Annotated in this window: 18 protein-coding genes; 5 read left to right on the plus strand and 13 right to left on the minus strand. The window is 73.6% G+C overall.

Going from position 1 to position 17,924, the window contains the following annotated elements:
• Positions 1-249 precede the first annotated feature (249 nt).
• The 3 genes from IE98_RS0139650 to IE98_RS0139660 form a co-directional block, all read right to left on the minus strand.
• On the minus strand, positions 250-1,038 hold the full coding sequence (locus tag IE98_RS0139650) for a DUF3710 domain-containing protein (protein ID WP_030277349.1): 789 nt from the start codon (positions 1,036-1,038) through the stop codon (positions 250-252).
• Between the two features lie 80 nt (positions 1,039-1,118).
• Complete coding sequence (gene dut, locus IE98_RS0139655) at positions 1,119-1,586, minus strand: dUTP diphosphatase (RefSeq protein WP_030277351.1); 468 nt, start codon at positions 1,584-1,586, stop codon at positions 1,119-1,121.
• Positions 1,583-2,173: a PaaI family thioesterase gene (locus IE98_RS0139660; protein ID WP_030277353.1), complete on the minus strand. Its 591-nt coding sequence runs from the start codon at positions 2,171-2,173 to the stop codon at positions 1,583-1,585. The genes dut and IE98_RS0139660 overlap by 4 nt, the downstream gene beginning before the upstream one ends.
• 132 nt (positions 2,174-2,305) lie before the next feature.
• Here IE98_RS0139660 and IE98_RS0139665 point away from each other — a divergent pair, with 132 nt between their 5' ends.
• Entirely contained in the window at positions 2,306-2,755 is a 450-nt protein-coding gene (locus tag IE98_RS0139665) for a DUF3093 domain-containing protein (RefSeq protein WP_030277355.1), read from the plus strand.
• 243 nt (positions 2,756-2,998) lie between these two features.
• On the opposite strand, the gene IE98_RS0139670 is transcribed toward IE98_RS0139665, so the two are convergent.
• From IE98_RS0139670 to IE98_RS0139685, 4 genes are all read right to left on the minus strand, one after another.
• On the minus strand, positions 2,999-3,298 hold the full coding sequence (locus tag IE98_RS0139670) for a DUF4193 domain-containing protein (protein ID WP_030277357.1): 300 nt from the start codon (positions 3,296-3,298) through the stop codon (positions 2,999-3,001).
• A gap of 491 nt (positions 3,299-3,789) precedes the next feature.
• Positions 3,790-4,776: an acyl-ACP desaturase gene (locus IE98_RS0139675; protein ID WP_030277358.1), complete on the minus strand. Its 987-nt coding sequence runs from the start codon at positions 4,774-4,776 to the stop codon at positions 3,790-3,792.
• 415 nt (positions 4,777-5,191) lie between these two features.
• Positions 5,192-6,505, minus strand: coding sequence for a sensor histidine kinase (locus tag IE98_RS0139680; protein ID WP_030277360.1), 1,314 nt, complete (start codon positions 6,503-6,505; stop codon positions 5,192-5,194).
• Positions 6,506-6,611: 106 nt separating this feature from the next.
• The gene (locus IE98_RS0139685; RefSeq protein WP_030277361.1) at positions 6,612-7,265 is read right to left on the minus strand and encodes a response regulator transcription factor; all 654 of its coding nucleotides are present in this window, start codon (positions 7,263-7,265) and stop codon (positions 6,612-6,614) included.
• A 536-nt stretch (positions 7,266-7,801) separates the two neighbouring features.
• Between IE98_RS0139685 and IE98_RS0139690 the strand changes: the two genes are divergently transcribed.
• Positions 7,802-7,987: a hypothetical protein gene (locus IE98_RS0139690; RefSeq protein WP_030277363.1), complete on the plus strand. Its 186-nt coding sequence runs from the start codon at positions 7,802-7,804 to the stop codon at positions 7,985-7,987.
• 235 nt (positions 7,988-8,222) lie between these two features.
• On the opposite strand, the gene IE98_RS0139695 is transcribed toward IE98_RS0139690, so the two are convergent.
• Entirely contained in the window at positions 8,223-8,933 is a 711-nt protein-coding gene (locus IE98_RS0139695) for an inositol monophosphatase family protein (protein WP_052391563.1), read from the minus strand.
• A 29-nt stretch (positions 8,934-8,962) separates the two neighbouring features.
• Positions 8,963-10,099, minus strand: a complete 1,137-nt coding sequence (locus IE98_RS0139700; RefSeq protein ID WP_030277366.1) for a ferrochelatase — start codon at positions 10,097-10,099, stop codon at positions 8,963-8,965.
• A 138-nt stretch (positions 10,100-10,237) separates the two neighbouring features.
• Between IE98_RS0139700 and IE98_RS0139705 the strand changes: the two genes are divergently transcribed.
• From IE98_RS0139705 to sepH, 3 genes are all read left to right on the plus strand, one after another.
• On the plus strand, positions 10,238-11,485 hold the full coding sequence (locus tag IE98_RS0139705) for an MFS transporter (RefSeq protein ID WP_030277367.1): 1,248 nt from the start codon (positions 10,238-10,240) through the stop codon (positions 11,483-11,485).
• Positions 11,486-11,584: 99 nt separating this feature from the next.
• Entirely contained in the window at positions 11,585-12,901 is a 1,317-nt protein-coding gene (locus tag IE98_RS0139710) for a D-arabinono-1,4-lactone oxidase (protein ID WP_030277368.1), read from the plus strand.
• Positions 12,902-13,349: 448 nt separating this feature from the next.
• Complete coding sequence (gene sepH, locus IE98_RS0139715) at positions 13,350-14,420, plus strand: septation protein SepH (RefSeq protein ID WP_078661677.1); 1,071 nt, start codon at positions 13,350-13,352, stop codon at positions 14,418-14,420.
• Positions 14,421-14,533: 113 nt separating this feature from the next.
• On the opposite strand, the gene IE98_RS0139720 is transcribed toward sepH, so the two are convergent.
• The 4 genes from IE98_RS0139720 to IE98_RS0139735 are packed head-to-tail and all read right to left on the minus strand — an operon-like array spanning position 14,534 to position 17,887.
• Positions 14,534-15,388, minus strand: a complete 855-nt coding sequence (locus IE98_RS0139720) for a sulfurtransferase (RefSeq protein ID WP_106976838.1) — start codon at positions 15,386-15,388, stop codon at positions 14,534-14,536.
• Positions 15,389-15,428: 40 nt separating this feature from the next.
• Positions 15,429-16,076 (minus strand): thymidine kinase, encoded by a 648-nt coding sequence (locus IE98_RS0139725; protein WP_030277373.1) that lies wholly within the window; start codon positions 16,074-16,076, stop codon positions 15,429-15,431.
• Positions 16,077-16,124: 48 nt separating this feature from the next.
• Positions 16,125-17,282 (minus strand): alkaline phosphatase family protein, encoded by a 1,158-nt coding sequence (locus tag IE98_RS0139730; RefSeq protein WP_030277375.1) that lies wholly within the window; start codon positions 17,280-17,282, stop codon positions 16,125-16,127.
• A gap of 14 nt (positions 17,283-17,296) precedes the next feature.
• On the minus strand, positions 17,297-17,887 hold the full coding sequence (locus IE98_RS0139735) for a DUF5998 family protein (RefSeq protein ID WP_030277377.1): 591 nt from the start codon (positions 17,885-17,887) through the stop codon (positions 17,297-17,299).
• Between the last annotated feature and the right edge of the window lie 37 nt (positions 17,888-17,924).

Genomic DNA, 17,924 nt, shown 5'->3' on the forward strand with positions numbered 1-17,924 from the left:
GGCACGCTGTTGAGTTCTCAAGGAACGGACACTTCCTTCGGACCGCCTTCCAGCGGACCCTCCGGGCGTTTCGCTCTTTCGTGTTCCCAGCTTATCAGAGGATTTCCGGCCCGTTTCACCGGGCGTTTTTCCTTCGACTCGCTTTTCGTCGCCCCTCTCGGCGCGACTCCGGAACTGTACGGGGCCCGGGGGCCCACAAGCAAATCGCCTCCGCCCGGTGTCGGACCGGGCGGAGGCGAAGGGCTCGGCTCAGCGGACCTCGGTGATCTCCGGGCCGCGGGCGAACGGGTCCAGCGAGGCGCTGTAGCGCTGGTCGCCACCCTCGGTGGGGGCGCCGTCGGCCACCATCTGGGCGTCCTCGGGGAGCTTCAGCACGATCGGGTCGCGCGGCGCCATCGGCGCCTCGCCCCGGACCACGACGGTCTGGCGGAAGACCTCTTCCAGGATGCCGGCCATCTCGGGCTGCACGGCGGCCTGCCCGGAGATCACACCGCGCAGGAACCAGCGCGGGCCGTCGCAGCCGACGAACCGCACCAGCTGGGCGCCGTGGGCGCCGTCGGGCAGCTGGACGGGGACCTGGGCGCGCAGGTGCCACCCGAGCGTGCCCTCCTCCTCGTCGATCAGACCGCCCTGCTGGGTGATGCCGTTGGCGATCTCCTCGCGGACCTCGCCCCAGATGCCCTCCGACTTGGGGGCGGCGAAGGCCTGCAGCTGGATCGCGCTGTTGCCGAGGACGAGGGTCGCGGCGACGATCGCGTCACCGGCGACCTCGACCCGCAGCTCCATGCCCTCGACCCCGGGGACCAGCAGACCCCCGAGGTCCACCCGCCCCTCCTCGGGATTCTCGAGCTCGGAGACGTCCCACGGCCCGTCCGGGCGCGGGGCCGGCGGCAGGCCGACCCGGTCGGCCGGGTCCAGCTCGGTGTCGTTCTCGCTCTCGGCGGAACCTTCGACGTCATCGGCCGTCTCGTCGGCGCTGGTGGCGTCCTCGGCGAGCTGCTCGACAGCGTCCTCGCTCTTGTGGCGACGACGGAACACGGTCACTGTCCTTCCCGGTCCAGGACCGAATCCAAGACCGAAGCGAATACCTGCTCGGCTACTGCGAGACCGCGGGCATGCTAGACCGCGGCGTGGCCGCCGGTCGACCCGAACCCGCCTTCGGCTCGCGCCGACCCGGGCAGCTCGGCCACCTCGTGGAAACGAGCCCGCTCCACCTGCTGGATGACCAGCTGGGCGATGCGGTCCCCTCGACGGAAGCTGACGGCCTCGCGCGGGTCCAGGTTGACGACGATCACCTTGATCTCACCACGGTACCCGGCATCGACCGTCCCCGGGGCGTTCACAAGGGCAACTCCGCAACGAGCTGCGAGGCCCGAACGCGGGTGCACGAACGCCGCGTAGCCGTCCGGCAGCGCGATGGCGACACCGGTGGGCAGGACGGCCCGCTCGCCGGGGGCGAGTTCGGCGTCGATGGTGGTGCGCAGGTCGGCTCCGGCGTCGCCGGGGTGCTCGTAGCCGGGCATCGGGAGATCGGCGTCGATCCGCCGGATCAGGACGTCCACCGGCGGACGGGCAGTGCTGGTCACGGGTTCACCTCGAAGGCTCTGGCGCGCTTGAACAGGTCCGGGTCGTCCAAGGCCTTCTTGATGTCCTCGGGACGACCGTGCGTGGTGAAGTGTTCCAGCTTCACCTGGACGAAGAGTGCCTGTGCCCGGATGGCGACCGGCCCGTCGGGGCCCCCGATGCGTCCCTCGGCCGCGCTGTAGACCTTGCGGCCGTGCACGCCCGTCACCCACGCGTGGATGTGCAGCTCGGTGTCGACCGGCACCGGGCGGACGAAGTCAGTCTCCAGCCGGCCGGTCACCGCGGGGGCGTGCAGCAGCCAGTTGAGGGTGCCGAGCGTCTCGTCCATCGCGGTGGTGAGCAGGCCGCCGTGGGCGAGGCCGGGGCCGCCCTGGTGGACCGGGCGGACGGTGAACCTGGCGTCCACGGTGAGGCCCTCGCCGGCCACCGCGGTCAGCTGCAGGCCGTCGGCCCGCTCGGGGCCGCAGCCGAAGCAGAGGTCGTAGTGGGGTCCGATCGGCGTGCCGGGGGCCGGCGCGCCGGGCGCACGGGGCGGCAGCACGGCCTCGGCCGGCGGTGTGGTCGGCGTCGGGGCGGCGGGGCCGGGCAGCGGCACGGGGGCGCTCTGCGGCGCGGGGGCGGGGGCGGTGGAACCGGTCACGGCCGCGATGCTACCCGCCAGTAGCAAGCGACGGGAGGGGCGTGGGCGGGCCCGGCCGTGCGGGCGCCCACAATAGGGGGCATGTACGACGAACGCCTCACCGTCCCGCGGTCCTGGTGGCTGCTCCCGCTCGTGACGGGCCTGTCCCTCGGCCTGATCCTGCTGCGCTTCAGCGGCCTCGGGGCCCTGATCGGCCTGGTGGTCGGCATCGCCGCCGGTGCGGCCGCGCTCAGCTCCTACGGTTCGGCCCGGATCCGGGTGGTCCAGGGCTCGCTGGTGGCGGGGCAGGCCCGCATCCCGGTGGACGCGCTCGGCGCCGCCGAGGTGCTCAACCCGGCCGAGGCGGTCGCCTGGCGCGGGGTGAAGGCGGACCCGCGGGCCTTCATGCTGCTCCGCAGCTACGTGCCGACCGCGCTGCGGGTGGAGGTCACCGACCCGTCCGACCCGACGCCGTACCTGTACCTGTCCACGCGGTCGCCGCAGAAACTGGCCGACGCGCTGCAGGGCGCCCGCCGGGCCGCCCAGCGCTGAGCCGCGGCGGGACGGCGGCCGGGCCCGGGCGGACGTGCCGCCGACGGGCCCGGAAACGGAGGAGGGACGGCTCCGCGGGTTGCGGACCGTCCCATTGCTCCTGTGGTCGCAGGCGCCCGGCCTGCGGGTGCGGCCCCCGTACGGGGCCCGCGTCTGCTGCCTCCGGCCTTGCTGCCCAGGGCCGGCGGGGTGGCCTGCCGGGCCGACGGTGAGGCGTCGGGCCCGGGCCAGTCCGCACCGTGCTCAGGCGCCGCAGTCCCGGCAGATCGGCTGACCGTTCTTCTCGCTGTAGAGCTGGCTGCGGTGGTGCACCAGGAAGCAGCTCATGCAGGTGAACTCGTCGGCCTGGCGCGGCAGCACCCGGACCGACAGCTCCTCGTTCGAGAGGTCGGCGCCGGGGAGCTCCAGACCCTCCGCCGCGTCGAACTCGTCGATGTCGACCGAACCGGTCGTCTTCTCGTTCCGCCGCGCCTTCAGTTCCTCGATGCTGTCCTCGTTGAGGTCGTCATCGGTCTTGCGTGGGGTGTCGTAGTCCGTAGCCATGTTTTCGCTCTCCCCCTTTGGGTGTGTGCGGTATCTCCAGCGCACGTAACGCATGGGGGGTCGGTCTTGTGCCCGACCCGAGGCGGAGATTTTGCCTTACTTCAAGCCCCGTTACTCAATCGACACCCAGTTTCGGACCCGTTGGGGTGACCGAACGGGGTTCGAACACTCCACCGGGTGCTCGGCCCGCCCGGGCCGGCACCACCCCGGCGCGACTACCTTGGGTAGCAGCGACCCCGCCGCTCCTTCACCAATTGACCCTGGCCACAGCACATTTGGCGACAGATCGACATTTGCCGGCGGGCCGGCGGCAGTCACCCTGCGCCACGGCGCCCGACTGCGGGACGAGCGCCGTGCGGCGCCGCGGGGATGCATCGAATGGCCCGATGTGAACTTGGTCACATCTCACACCTTTCCGGAGGATCCCGGACATTCCAGGTGCAGCCCGACCACCCCGCGGACGCCCGCGCCGGGGCGCCGGGACGGCCGGATCAGGCCTTCGCGGCGGCCGCGGCGGCGCGGCGGGCGAGCAGCGCGGCCTGCCGCTCGTCGAACTTGGTGGCCTGGGCGTCCAGGCCGTCCAGGAAGGCGCCGAGCTGCTCCTGGGCCTGCTGGCCGGACCCGCCCAGCCCGGTGGTCTCCAGGACCTTCAGGTGGCGCAGCACGGGCTGCAGCACGTCGTCGTGGTGGATGCGCAGGTTGTAGACACCGCCGATGGCGATCTGGGCGGCGGAGCGCTCGAAGCCGGGCATGCCGTGGCCGGGCATCCGGAAGTTGGTGACGACCTCGGTGATGGCGCTCATCGCCTCGTCCGGGGCGATCTCCAGGGCCGCCTTCAGCAGGTTCCGGTAGAAGACCATGTGCAGGTTCTCGTCGTTGGCGATCTTCGCCAGCAGCTGGTCGCACAGCGGGTCGCCGGAGTGGTGTCCGGTGTTGCGGTGCGCGATGCGGGTCGCGAGCTCCTGGAAGGCCACGTAGGCGACCGAGTGCAGCATGCTGTGCGCGTTGTCGGACTCGAAGCCCTCCGACATGTGCGCCATGCGGGCCCGCTCCAGCTCGACCGGGTCCACGGCGCGGGTCGCCAGCAGGTAGTCGCGGATGGCTATGCCGTGCCGGCCCTCCTCGGCCGTCCACCGGTGCACCCAGGTGCCCCACGCGCCCTCGCGGCCGAACATGGTCGCGATCTCGTGGTGGTAGCTGGGGAGGTTGTCCTCGGTGAGCAGGTTGACCACCAGCGAGATCCGCGCCAGCGGGGTCACCTTCGACTGCTCGGGCGCCCACGCCTCGCCGCCGAGCACGCCGTCGAAGTCCCGTCCCTGGCCCCACGGCACGTACTCGTGGGGCATCCACTCCTTGGCGATCTTGAGGTGCCGGTTCAGCTCGTTCTCGACGACCTCTTCGAGGGCCAGGATCAGCTTGGCGTCGGTCCAGGCGGTCGACGCGGGGGGTGCGGTGCGCTGGACGGGTGCGATGGTCACGGCTGGTGCTCCTGTGTGCGGCGTCCGGCGCGTCGGGCGGGATGGGCCGACGGCGGCGGCACGGACGGTGACGGAACGGGGACGGGGGCGGGGTGGCACGAGCGCGGAGGCGGACGCGGAGGCCGTCCGGGTCGACCCACCTACGGCTGCGTAGGTTACGACACCGTAAGTTGTTTCGGCGGCAAAAGACAAGCCGCCCCCTGCCAGCGCTTATGTCGTCTTGACACGGCTGGCGGGGGCGGCGGGGGGGGGGCGGTCGGTGATCGGTCGCCCACGGAGCGGCGCGACGGCGTGCGGCGGGGTGGCCCCAACGGCCGCCGCCGCCGTCCAGGAGTAGTCCGGGACGGCGGCGGGGGGTGGCCGGAAGGGCCCCGAGGAGGCCCTGGAGAGGGGTCCAGCGGGGCGCGGCGGGGTCTCAGGGCCCAGGGATGCGGACCCGGATCGTCAGGCCGCCACCGGGCCGCGGAGTGGCCTCGATGGTCCCCCCGTGCGCGCGGACCACCGAACGGACGATGGACAGGCCGAGGCCGACGCCCTTGTCGCTGCGGGTGCGGTCCGCGCCCTTCACCCGGCGGAACGGCTCGAAGATGTGCTCCATCTCGTAGCCGGGCACCACCGGACCGGTGTTGGAGACGACCAGCTCGCCGACGCCGCCCGGGGCGGGGGCGCTGGACATCTCCACCCAGCCGTCGGGGGTGTTGTAGCGCACCGCGTTCTGCAGCAGGTTGAGCGCGATCCGCTCCAGCAGCACGCCGTTGCCGGAGACCGTCACCGGGTGGAGCTCGGAGCGGAGCTCGACCTCGCGGGTCGCCGCCTCGGGCTTCAGCTGCTCGATGGCCCGCAGGGCGACCTCGGAGAGCTCGACCGGGCGCCGGTCGGTGATCTCGTTGTCGCTGCGGGCGAGCAGCAGCAGGCCCTCGACGAGCTGCTCGCTGCGCTCGTTGGTGGCGAGCAGCGTCTTGCCGAGCTGCTGCAGCTCGGTCGAGGCCTCCGGGTCGGCGAGCTGGACCTCCAGCAGCGTCCGGTTGATCGCCAGCGGGGTGCGCAGCTCGTGCGAGGCGTTGGCGACGAAGCGGCGCTGCGAGTCGAAGGAGCGGTCGAGCCGGTCCAGCATGTCGTCGAAGGTGTCGGCGAGCTCCTTCAGCTCGTCGTCGGGGCCGTCGAGCTGGATGCGGCGGTGCAGGTCGGAGCTGGCGACCTCGCGGGCGGTGCGGGTCATCCGGCCGAGCGGGCGCAGCACCCGGCCGGCCATCGCGTAGCCGGCCGCGAAGGCGATCACGGCGAGGCAGATCAGGGCGGTGAGGGCCTTGCGCAGCAGGGTGTTGAGCGAACGCTCGGCCTCGATGTCCTGGTAGTGGCTCAGCCAGCGGGTGAGTTCCGCCTGGCTGTTGATGACCTCGCCGTCCGGGGTGGTGAGGGAGACGCCGGGGCCCAGCCGCAGGGTGGGCAGGGTGGCGCTCTGCATGGCCTCGCGGACGAAGTAGTACATGAGCAGCAGCAGGACGACGCCGGCCATCAGGAACATCCCGCCGTAGAGCAGGGTGAGCCTGATCCGCACGGTGGGGCGGAGCGACAGCCAGGCGAACAGTCCGTCGCCGGGGTGGTAGTGCGTGGCGGTCCGCTCCGCGGCGGCCGCGCCGAGCGGGGTGCGGGCCGGGTGCTGCTGGACCGGGCCCGGGCCGCCGGCGGGCGCGCCGGGGGCCCCGCCGGCGGGGGGCGGGGTGGTCATGGCCTGTCCTCTCGGGTGCTGCGGTGGGGCGGTGGCCCCGTCGGCGGTGCCGGTGGGGCGGGGGGCGCGGGCGGGCGGCCGGTGCGGCCGGCCCGCCGGTGCCGGGTCAGATGCGGTAGCCGGATCCGGGCACGGTGACGATCACGGCCGGGTCGCCGAGCTTGCGGCGCAGGGTCATCACGGTGACGCGGACGACGTTGGTGAAGGGGTCGGTGTGCTCGTCCCAGGCCTTCTCCAGGAGCTGTTCGGCGGAGACGACGGCGCCGCCGGCGCGCATCAGCACCTCCAGGACGGCGAACTCCTTGGGGGCGAGCTGGACGGGCTTGCCGTCGCGGAGCACTTCGCGGCGGCCCGGGTCGAGGCTGATGCCGGCGCGCTCCAGGACCGGCGGCAGCGGGACGGTCGCGCGGCGGCCCAGCGCCCGTACCCGGGCGACGAGTTCGCTGAAGGCGAACGGCTTGGGGAGGTAGTCGTCGGCGCCGATCTCCAGGCCCTCGACGCGGTCGCTGATGTCGCCGGAGGCGGTGAGCATGATGACGCGGGTGGCGAGCCCCTGCTCGACGACCCGGCGGCACACGTCGTCGCCGTGGACGAGCGGGAGGTCGCGGTCGAGGACGACCACGTCGTAGTCGTTGACCGCGATCCGCTGCAGGGCCGCCTCCCCGTCGTAGACGACGTCGACGGCCATGGCCTCGCGGCGCAGCCCGGTGGCCACGGCCTCGGCGAGCAGCTGCTCGTCCTCGACGACGAGTACCCGCACGGTGGTTGTCCCTTCATCCGATCGGCCCCCCGCCGTGCTGTCCGCCCGTGCGGGCCGTGGAGCGCCGGGCACGGAGCCGCGCACTGCGCACGGCCCCGACGGTGCCTCCATCCTGCCTGGTCCGCGGGTAAAGCAGCTGTAAGCGGCCGATTCCGAGCCGTTCCCGACCGCGGCGGGCCGCGTCCGGTAGGTTGACCTGCGAGGACGTCCCCCGGCGGTGGGCGGGCGCCGGAGCGGAACGAGAGCGTTCCCTCCGGTTGGACTGTGACACGGGCAACTTTCCGGCAGCGGGGAGGTTTCCCCGGCGCGCGGTTGGGGAGGACAAGCTCACACGCGATCGCGCCGTGCGCGGATCGCACCCACCCGCCGTGTGCTCATCCGCACCGGATCGGGGGTCACGTCATCGGGAGCGGCCGACGAGCCGTCTCCGCGCCCACCGGGGCCGGCAGCGTCCGGATCGTACGGCGTCCCGTGGCACGTCCACCGAACCGGGGAGCATGCGGGCCCGTGCCCGTCCGACACAGCAAGGGGGCCGTATGGACGCCTTCACCGCCGGAATCCTGCAGCGCATACAGAACGCCGAGCAGGATCTCCACCGCGCTCTCGAGTCCGGGGACGAGTTCCTGGCCGAGGTCGAGCAGTCCGAGCTGGAGGACCTGCGTCGGCTGGCCGCCGAGCACGGCATCGACCCGGTGCACGAGATGCACCGGTCGGCTGCCTGACCCGGCCGCAGGACCGACACCCGCCCCGCCCCCGCGGGGCTCCGCAGTACCGGAACCACAGCGACACCACATCGCAGTTCGAATCAGCGAGCCCTGGCACCTCCCGCGTGCCAGGGCCCATTCACTGCCCGGGCGCGCCCGGCCGTACGGCTCCGTCCGACGGCCACGAGGGCCCGCCGCCGCCCCTCTCGGGGTGGTGGCGGGCCCTCCGCCGTGCCCGGGCCGGGGCCGGGGGTCAGCCGTGCCAGGCGCCGAGGGCCTCCAGGCGGGCCTGGAGCGGTTCGAAGACGCCGGGGACGGCGGCCACCGCGAGGTCGCCGTCGGCGGGGGGGGCGGGGGGGGGGGCCGCGGGGGGGGCCCCCCCGCCGGCCCGGCGGATGTCGCGGACCTCGGGCATCAGGGCGAGCAGCACCTCGGCCTGGTGGGCCCGCTCGGACCGCACGTAGTTGAAGCCGGTGGCGACCAGCGCCTGGCCCGGGGACGGGGCGGGGCGCACCGCGAGGGGGCGGCCGTCGAGGTCGGCGCCGCCGCCGCGGACGGCCCGGAAGAGCTCGCCGCGGGCGGGCACGGCGACCACGCCGACGACGGCCTCGCCGTCCAGTTCGGCGGCCACGCTGACACCCCAGGAGGGCAGTCCGTACAGGTAGTTGACGGTGCCGTCAAGCGGGTCGACGACCCAGCGGACGCCGCTGCGGCCGGGCCGGTCGGTGCCCTCCTCGCCGAGGTAGCCGTCCTCGGGGCGGCGGGCGGCGATGAGCTCCTGGACGAGCTTCTCGGAGGCGAGGTCCATCTCGGTGACCACGTCGACGGGGCTGGACTTGGTGGCGGCCACGCCGAGGTCGGCGGGGCGGCCGCGGTGCAGCAGCTCGGCCGCGGCGCGGGCGGCCTCCTCGGCGACGGCGAGCAGTTCGGCCGTCAGCGGGTCGGTCGGCACGGTGCCGGTCACGCGGGGTCCTCCCGGGTTCGGGGTGCGGGTCACTGTTCGGCGGCCGCGGGCCGGGGGGCGCGCGGGTTGGGGCAGCAGGCCGCGGCGCAGACGTCGTGGCTGGGGCCGAGGGCGCCGAGGGCGCGGCGGTCGACCGCGGCGCCGCGTTCGGCGGCGGCGCGCTCCAGGACGAGTTCGCGGACGGCGGCGGCGAACCGCGGGTCGGCGCCGACGGTGGCCGCGCGGGCGACCGGCAGGCCGAGTTCGGCGGCCTTCGCGGCGGCCTCGGTGTCGAGGTCGTACTTGACCTCCATGTGGTCGGAGACGAAGCCGATCGGCACCATCACCGCGGCGGGCGCGCCGGCGGCGTGCAGCTCCTCCAGCCGGTCGCAGACGTCGGGCTCCAGCCAGGGGATGTGCGGGGCGCCGCTGCGGCTCTGGTAGACCAGCTCCCAGGGGCGGTCTGCGGCGCCGGTGGCAGCGGCGACGGCCTCGGCGACCAGCCGGGCGACGTCGAGGTGCTGGGCGACGTAGGCGCCGCCGGGCGTGCCGCGGGCCGGGTCGTCGGGGGCGCCGGAGTCGTCGGCCATCGCGTTCGGGATCGAGTGCGTGGTGAAGACGAGGTGCGCCCCGGCGCGGACCTCCTCGGGCAGTTCGGCGAGGGCGGCGAGGGTCGCGTCGATCATCGGGCCGACGAAGCCGGGGTGGTTGTAGAAGTGCCGCAGCTTGTCGACGCGCAGCGCCGGCAGGCCCTCGCGGGCGAGTCCGGCGAGGGCGTCGGCGAGGTTCTCGCGGTACTGGCGGCAGCCGGAGTAGCCGGCGTAGGCGCTGGTGGCGAGGGTGAGGACCCGGCGGTGGCCGTCGGCGGCGATCTCCTTCAGGGTGTCGGCCAGGTACGGCGCCCAGTTGCGGTTGCCCCAGTAGACCGGCAGGTCGAGGCCGTGCTCGGCGAAGTCCTTGCGCAGTGCCGCCAGCAGGTCCCGGTTCTGCTCGTTGATCGGGCTGACCCCGCCGAACAGGAAGTAGTGCTTGCCGACCTCGGCGAGCCGCTCCTTGGGGATGCCCCGGCCGCGGGTGACGTTCTCCAGGAACGGCACGACGTCCTCCGGCCCCTCCGGGCCGCCGAAGGAGAGCAGCAGCAGCGCGTCGTAGGGGGCGTGGTCGGTGGCGGTGCGCGAGTCGGACATGGCTCCGATCCTGCCACCCGGCGGGGTCCTGCCGGTGCCGGGCCACCCGTCCGCCGGAAATCTCTTCGCGGGCGGGCGCGGGCTGTTCGTAAGCTGTCCATACGAACGACGTTCCTTACCCACTCCTGCGGAGCACCAGTGCTGTCCAGCTACCGCCAGATCTTCGCCGCGCCCGGCAGTCTGGCCTTCTCGTCCAGCGGCTTCGTGTCGCGCCTGCCGATCTCCATGACCGGCATCGGCATCGTCACGATGCTCGCCCAGCTCCGCGGCTCGTTCGGGATCGCCGGCGCGGTCTCGGCCGTCCTCGCGGCGGCCGCGGCGGTGCTCGGACCGCAGGTCTCCCGCATGGTCGACCGGTACGGGCAGCGGAGGGTCGCGCTGCCGGCCACCTCGGCGGCCGTGGCCGCCGCGGCGGGCCTGCTGGCGAGCGCCCGGCTCGGTGCCCCCGACTGGACGCTCTTCCTCTTCGCCGCGGGCATGGGCGTGATGCCGAGCACCGGCTCGATGGTCCGCGCCCGCTGGGCACACCTGTACAGCGACCGGCCGGACCGGCTGCACACCGCGTACTCCTTCGAGGCGGTGATGGACGAGGTCTGCTTCATCGTCGGGCCGATCCTGTCGATCGGGCTCGCCACCTCGCTCTTCCCGGAGGCCGGTGTCGCCCTGGCCGCCGTCTTCCTGCTGGTCGGCGTGGTGTGGTTCTGCGCGCAGCGCTCCACCGAGCCGCCCGTCCATCCGGCCGCGCACCACCACGGCGGGTCGGCGATCCGCTCGGCGGGGCTGCAGGTGCTGGTGCTGACCTTCGTCGCGACCGGCGCGATCTTCGGCGCGGTGGAGGTGGTCACCGTCGCCTTCGCGAAGGAGCAGGGGCACACCGCAGCGTCCAGCCTGGTGCTCGCCGTGTACGCGCTCGGCTCCTGCCTGGCCGGGGTGGTGTTCGGTGCGTTCCGGCCGCGCGGGTCGCTGGCCAAGCGGTTCCTCGGCGGGGTCGGCGCGATGGCGGTCGGCATGCTGCCGCTGGTGCTGGCCGCGTCGCTGCTGCACGGCACGGCCGGCCTGGCCGGCATCGGCGCCGCGCTGTTCGTCGCGGGCCTGTCCATCTCCCCGACGATGATCACCGCGATGGCGCTGGTCGAGCGGCTCGTCCCGGCCGCGAAGCTCACCGAGGGGATGACCTGGACGACCACCGGTCTCGCGATCGGCGTCGCGCTCGGCTCCTCGGCGGCGGGCTGGGTGGTGGACGCCGCGGGCGCGGCCACCGCCTACTGGGTGCCGGTCGCGGCCGCCCTGCTGGCGGCGGTCGCGGCGCTCGCCGGGCTGCCCCGGCTGCGGGGCGGGCTGCGCTCCCCCGAGCCGGAGCCGGTGGGCACCCCCGCGGGCCGGTGACCTCGGGCCGAACGGGGTCCTTCGGGGCATGGACCGGCGGCATCCGAGTGACTACGCTCACCCTACCCACTGGTAGTTCGTGAGCAGGAGGCACTCGGCATGCCCCACGGCACCACCACCGGCACCTGGAGCAACTGGGCCGGCAACCAGACCGCCCGGCCCGCCCGGGCGGTCTCGCCCGGCTCCGCCGAGGAGATCGCCGAGACGGTGCGCCGGGCCGCCGAACAGGGGCAGCGGGTCAAGGCGGTCGGCTCCGGCCACTCCTTCACCGCGATCGCCTCGGCCGGCGACGCCGTGCTGGTGCGCCCGGACGCGCTGACCGCCGTCCGCTCGCTGGACCGCGAGGCCGGCACCGTCACCGTCGAGTCCGGACTGCCGCTCTCCCGCCTCAACCGGCTGCTCGCCGCGGCGGGCCTCTCGCTGACCAACATGGGCGACATCGAGGTGCAGACCGTGGCCGGCGCCACCAGCACCGGCACCCACGGCACCGGCCGGGACTCCGGCTCGCTCGCCGCACAGATCCGCGCGGTGGAGATCGTCCTCGCCGACGGCAGCATCCGCACCTGCTCCCCGACCGAGGACCCGGAGCTCTTCCAGGGCGCCCGGCTCGGCCTCGGCGCCCTCGGCGTGGTCAGCGCGCTGACCTTCGCCGTGGAGCCGGCCTTCCTGCTGACCGCGCACGAGAAGCCGATGCGCTTCGACGAGGTGCTGGCCGGCTTCGACGACCTGGCCTCGGTCAACGAGCACTTCGAGTTCTACTGGTTCCCGCACACCGATCTGTGCACCACCAAGCGGAACAACCGCAGCCCGGGGCCGGCCGCGCCGCTGCCGGGATTCCGGGCCTGGCTGGACGACGACTTCCTGTCCAACACCGTCTGGGAGGGCGCCTGCCGGATCGGCCGGCGCTTCCCCGCCGCGATCCCGACCATCGCCCAGGTCGCCGGCCGGGCCTGGTCGGAGCGCACCTACACCGACACCGCGTACAAGGTGTTCACCAGCCCGCGCAAGGTCCGCTTCATCGAGATGGAGTACGCGGTGCCGCGGGAGGCCGCGACCACCGTGCTGCGCGAGCTCAAGGCACTGGTGGAGCGCTCCGACTGGCGGATCAGCTTCCCGGTCGAGGTCCGGGTGGCGCCCGCCGACGACCTGTGGCTGTCCACCGCGAGCGGCCGCGACAGCGTCTACATCGCCGTCCACCTGTACCGGGGCACCGCCGGGAGCGGCTACTTCACCGAGGTGGAGCGGCTCATGACGGCGCACCAGGGGCGCCCGCACTGGGGCAAGCTGCACACCCGCGACGCCGAGTACCTGGCCGGTGCGTACCCGCACTTCGGCGACTTCACGGCGCTGCGGGACAAGGTCGACCCGGGCCGGGTGTTCGCCAACGACTACCTCCGCCGGGTGCTCGGGGACTGACGGAGGATCGGAAGCAGTTCCTCGGTCACCTGCCGGAGACTCGAACAATTCTGTCGATCCTGCACGGCGCGGGACACAACGGGCGAAATTCTGCTTCCGGCCGGTCGATATATGTGAAGATGATCACCGTTCGGCGATCGCGAAGCGCTCAACGGTGTGGCCACTCTTGAGATTCCGGTGAATCGGGGGAGACTTGAGCGGCGAGCCGCTCCGCTGGGTGCCACGAATGGAGTACTGTTCGTGGGGCCTGAGCCTTCGGCGTCCCTGTTGACTGCCCGTCTGACAGTGGCCGAGGGGCCCGGGCGCGACGTCGACCGGCGACGTGGCGAACAGGCAACCGTGCCACAGCGGCGTGCCCGGGCATGAGCCCGACACGCCGGGTAACTCTGCAAGGTTGTGGCCAGTCGCAGGCGGGCAGGCCACACTCAGTACGGGAGCAGCGACGCAGGTGACGTCGGCAGGCACCACCCGGGAGGTAACCGTGCCCGAACTGCGCGTCGTGGCCGTCAGCAACGACGGCACACGGCTGGTGCTCAAGGCTGCCGACAGCACGGAGTACACCCTCCCCATCGACGAGCGGCTGCGTGCCGCGATCCGCGGCGACCGGCCGCGCCTCGGCCAGATCGAGATCGAGGTCGAGAGCCACCTGCGGCCCCGTGACATCCAGGCGCGGATACGAGCCGGTGCCTCCGCCGAGGAGGTCGCACAGGCGGCGGGTATCTCCGTCGAGCGGGTCCGCCGCTTCGAGGGCCCGGTGCTGGCCGAGCGCGCCTTCATGGCCGAGCGCGCCCGCAAGACCGCGATCCGCCGACACGGCGAGTCCACCGGCCCGCAGCTCGGCGAGGCCGTCGCCGAGCGGCTGACCCTGCGCGCCGCCGAGAAGGACACCGAGCGGTGGGACTCCTGGCGTCGCGACGACGGCACCTGGGAGGTCATCCTCGGCTACCGCGCGGACGGCGAGCACCGCCGCGCCAGCTGGACGTACGACCCTCCGCGCCGGCTGGTGCAGCCGAACGACGACGAGGCGCGCGCCCTGATCGGCGAGAACGTCGACCGCGACGAGGACTCGGTCTTCCCGTTCATCCCGCGGATCGCCCGACTCCCCCAGGAGCGGCCGGCCCGCGCGATGATCGAGCGGCCCTCCGCCGACCGGATCATGTCCGGCCGGGAGGTCCGCGAGGCCAGGGAGGCGTCCGCGGAGAACCGCGACTCGCTGACCAGCCTGCTCGACGTGGTGCCCGCCTACCGCGGCGACCTCGCGATCGGCCCCGCGCCGGAGCCGGTCACCGCCGAGGAGCCGGAGGAGGCCGAGGAGCCGGCCGCGCCCGCGGCCAGCGTCGGCGCCGGTTCGGCCTACGCCGACATCCTCATGCCGCGGGCGGTCGCGCCGCACCGCGAGCGGCTGGTCGGCACCACCGACCGGCAGGCCGAGGCCGACGGCGTCCGCCCCGGCCGCCGCGCCACCGTGCCCAGCTGGGACGAGATCGTCTTCGGCAGCCGGCGCAAGAAGCAGGAGTAGCAGGACCACACACGCCGCAGGGGCGGCCTCCCGTACGGGAGGCCGCCCCTGCTGCTGTCCTGGTGCCCGTCCTCAGGGGCGAGCCGCATTCGCCGGGAGCACCGGTATCGGGCCTAGCCCGGGAGTTCGCCGGTCGCCGCGGGGCGGGCCGGGTCGCCCGACCACTCGCTCCACGAGCCCGGGTACAGCACCGCGCCGGTGATCCCCGCGCTCTCCATCGCCAGCAGCTCGTGCGCCGCCGTCACCCCCGAGCCGCAGTACACGCCGAGCGGCGCCGAACCGTCCGCACCCAGCGCGGCGAACCGGGCCGCCAGCTCCTCCCGCGGACGGAAGGTGCCGTCCGCCGCCACGTTCTCCGTCGTCGGCGCCGACACCGCACCCGGGACGTGGCCCGCGCGCGGATCGATCGGCTCCACCTCGCCCCGGTACCGCTCGCCCGCCCGGGCGTCCAGCAGCACGCCCTTGCGCGCAAGCTCCGCCGCACCGTCCGCGTCCACCGTCGGCAGCGACCCCGGCACCGGGACGAAGTCGCCCGCCCCGTCGGCCGGCCGCTCCACCGACTCGGGCAGCCCGGCCGCCCGCCACGCCGCCAGACCGCCGTCCAGCACCCGCACCCCGTCGTGACCCGCCCAGCGCAGCAGCCACCACGCCCGCGCCGCCGACATCGCCGGACCCGCGTCGTACACCACCACCGGACGGCCCGACGACACCCCGGCCCGGCGCAGCGCAGCGCCCAGCACCCCCGGGTCGGGCAGCGGATGCCGGCCGGCCGGCCCCGGCGGGGCCGCCAGCTCGGTGTCCAGGTCCAGGTAGTGCGCACCGGGCAGGTGCCCGGCCGCGTACTCGCCCGCCCCGGGCGGGCCGCCCAACTGCCAGCGGACGTCGAGCAGGACGGGCGGACGCGGGCCCGAAAGGGCGGCGGCCAGCTCGTCGACGGAGATCAGCGGGGAAACGCCCGAAGAAGTCATGTCCGCCATTGTGGCAAGCCGTGGCGCTCCCGGCGGACCGTCAGCCCTCGAACGGCAGCACGTCGGGGGAGAGCACCGACGCCCTGGCCGTCGCCGCCGTCAGCCGCCGACGGTGGTGGCGCCGGCAGAGCACCTCGTAGCCGATCTGGTCCTCCGAGACCGCCACGTCGCCGACCACCACCTGCGCGCCCTCGACGACCATCACGCCGCCGACCGTCCGCGCGTTGTGCGTCGCCCGCGCCCCGCACCAGCAGAGCGCCTCCACCTGCAGCACCTCGACCCGGTCCGCCAGCTCGATCAGCCGCTGCGAACCCGGGAACAGCTTCGTCCGGAAGTCCGTCGTGATGCCGAACGTGTAGACGTCAATGCCGAGTTCGTCGACCACCCGGGCCAACTGGTCGATCTGCTCCGCCGAGAAGAACTGCGCCTCGTCGCAGATCAGGTAGTCCGCCTTGCCGCCCGCCGACAGCAGGTGCACCACGTGCGCCTGGAAGTCGAAGTCGTCGGCGACCTCCACCGCGTCCGCCCGCAGCCCGAGCCGGCTGGAGATCGTCGCCGCACCCGCCCGGTCGTGCCGGGTGAAGATGATGCCCTGGCGGCCGCGCGCCGCGTGGTTGTGGTCCATCTGCAGCGCCAGCGTCGACTTGCCGCAGTCCATCGTGCCCGAGAAGAACACCAGTTCAGCCATGGGTGGGACGAGGGCCTTTCGATCGGGGGACGGGCGGTACGAACAGCATCAGGTACGGACGTCGAGCAGCGGCACCAGCTGCTCCACCGCGGTCATCGACCCGTGCAGGCCGACCATCGAGGACTCCCCCGGCTCGTTCCGCGAAGCGATCACCGCGATGTCGTCCCGCGCCGCCGCCACCACGTCGCCGATCCGCGGCAGCACCCGCTCGTCCACCACCGGACCGAACCAGCCGGCCGCCACCGCCTGCTCCCGGGTGGCCACCCACATCCGGTCGCCCAGCACCTCGCTCCAGACCGTGTGCACGTCGGCCGCCGCACCCGGCACCGCGTACACGTGCCGCGCCCGGCCCTCGCCGCCCAGCAGCGCCACGCCCGCCGACAGCTCCCAGTCCTCGTCGAAGTCGATCCGGTCCTCCGGCGCGATGTCGATCATGCCGTGGTCCGCCGTCACGTACAGCGCCGACCGCGGCGGCAACTGCTCCGCCAGCCGCTTCACCAGCCGGTCCACCGTGTTCAGCGTCATCCGCCACTCGTCGGAGTCCACACCGAACCGGTGCCCCGCACCGTCCAGCTCGCTCACGTACGTGTACACCAGCGCCCGGTCGTTCTCCGCCAGCCAGCGCGCCGCCAGGTCCATCCGCTCCTCGCCGGTCGTCCGGCCCAGGAACGTCCCGCCCGACAGCGCCACCTGCGTCAACGGCGTCTGCGCGAACAGCGGCGACGACACCTGCGCCGTCGCCACACCCGCCCGCGACACCCGGTCGAACACCGTCGGATGCGGCTGCCACTCCCGCGGCGGCACCGGCGGCACCCACCGCAGCTGGTTCATCAGCTCGTTCCGGCCCGGCACCCGCACCGTGTACCCGGCCAGGCCGTGCACCCCCGGCGTCAGACCCGTCCCCACCGAGGCCAGCGAGGTCGCCGTCGTCGACGGGAACCCCGAGGTGATCGGACTCGCCCCCGCCGCCAGCGAGGTCAGGAACGGCGCGTACTCCGGATGCCGGCGGACCAGCTCCCAGCCCATGCCGTCCACCAGGAACACGCACACCCGGTCCGCCGGCTCCAGCGGCAGCCCGCTCTCGAACCCGGGCACGCCCAGGCCGGCCGCCACCGCGGGCAGCAGGTCCGCCAGCGAACCGCAGCCGTACGCCGGGGCCGGCGCGTCAGAAGGATCCAGGATCTCGAAGGCGTCGTAACCGAGCATGCGTGACGGCGGCCTCAGACCCGGTCGGCGATCGTCGCCTCGGACAGCGCCCGCGCGAACACCAGCGCCTGCGACACCGTCTCCGGGCCGTCACCCGCCTCCGACACCCGCAGCGACAGGTCGTCCGCCGTCGCCGAACCCGTGTACCCGTGGTCCGCGTCGCAGTTCGGGTCGGAACAGCCCGCCGGCTCCAGGTCCAACCGCTGCACCGCACCCCAGCCGATCGTCAGCACCACCTCGCGCGGCAGCGTCCCCGGCGTGTACGTCTCCGGGTTCGCCACCATGCGGCTCACCACCACCGAATTGATCCGGTCCAGCCGGACGCTCTCGGTCGACGTCGTCGCGTACGGGACGGGGGTCGCCGCATCGCCGTTCTGCTCGTCCGTGTGGCTCACCACGAAGCGCGACGGGGTCAGCACCAGCACCGTCACGTGCCGGCGCACCTCGTTCGCGTCGAACGTCGTCTCCTGGTGCACCAGGTAGGAGCTGATCGGCTCGGGGCCCACCGCGGACTCCACGGCCTCGGACACCAGGGCCGGGTAGTAGCCGCTGCGCTCGATCGCGGACCGCAGGTCCTGCGTGGTGGTCGTACCGGTCTTGGCCATGTCTCCATCCTGGCATGTCCCGCCGACGAAGCGGGCG

This window comes from Streptomyces sp. NRRL B-24484, assembly GCF_000717715.1.
Taxonomy (GTDB): Bacteria; Actinomycetota; Actinomycetes; order Streptomycetales; family Streptomycetaceae; genus Kitasatospora.

Excerpts from the sequence above, each read along its gene's own strand:
- IE98_RS0139665 (WP_030277355.1), top strand. The coding sequence starts at position 2,306 with ATGTACGACGAACGCCTCACCGTCCCGCGGTCCTGGTGGCTGCTCCCG.
- IE98_RS0139670 (WP_030277357.1), bottom strand. The coding sequence starts at position 3,298 with ATGGCTACGGACTACGACACCCCACGCAAGACCGATGACGACCTCAAC.
- IE98_RS0139680 (WP_030277360.1), bottom strand. The coding sequence starts at position 6,505 with ATGACCACCCCGCCCCCCGCCGGCGGGGCCCCCGGCGCGCCCGCCGGC.
- IE98_RS0139690 (WP_030277363.1), top strand. The coding sequence starts at position 7,802 with ATGGACGCCTTCACCGCCGGAATCCTGCAGCGCATACAGAACGCCGAG.
- IE98_RS0139700 (WP_030277366.1), bottom strand. The coding sequence starts at position 10,099 with ATGTCCGACTCGCGCACCGCCACCGACCACGCCCCCTACGACGCGCTG.
- IE98_RS0139710 (WP_030277368.1), top strand. The coding sequence starts at position 11,585 with ATGCCCCACGGCACCACCACCGGCACCTGGAGCAACTGGGCCGGCAAC.
- IE98_RS0139720 (WP_106976838.1), bottom strand. The coding sequence starts at position 15,388 with ATGACTTCTTCGGGCGTTTCCCCGCTGATCTCCGTCGACGAGCTGGCC.
- IE98_RS0139725 (WP_030277373.1), bottom strand. The coding sequence starts at position 16,076 with ATGGCTGAACTGGTGTTCTTCTCGGGCACGATGGACTGCGGCAAGTCG.
- IE98_RS0139730 (WP_030277375.1), bottom strand. The coding sequence starts at position 17,282 with ATGCTCGGTTACGACGCCTTCGAGATCCTGGATCCTTCTGACGCGCCG.
- IE98_RS0139735 (WP_030277377.1), bottom strand. The coding sequence starts at position 17,887 with ATGGCCAAGACCGGTACGACCACCACGCAGGACCTGCGGTCCGCGATC.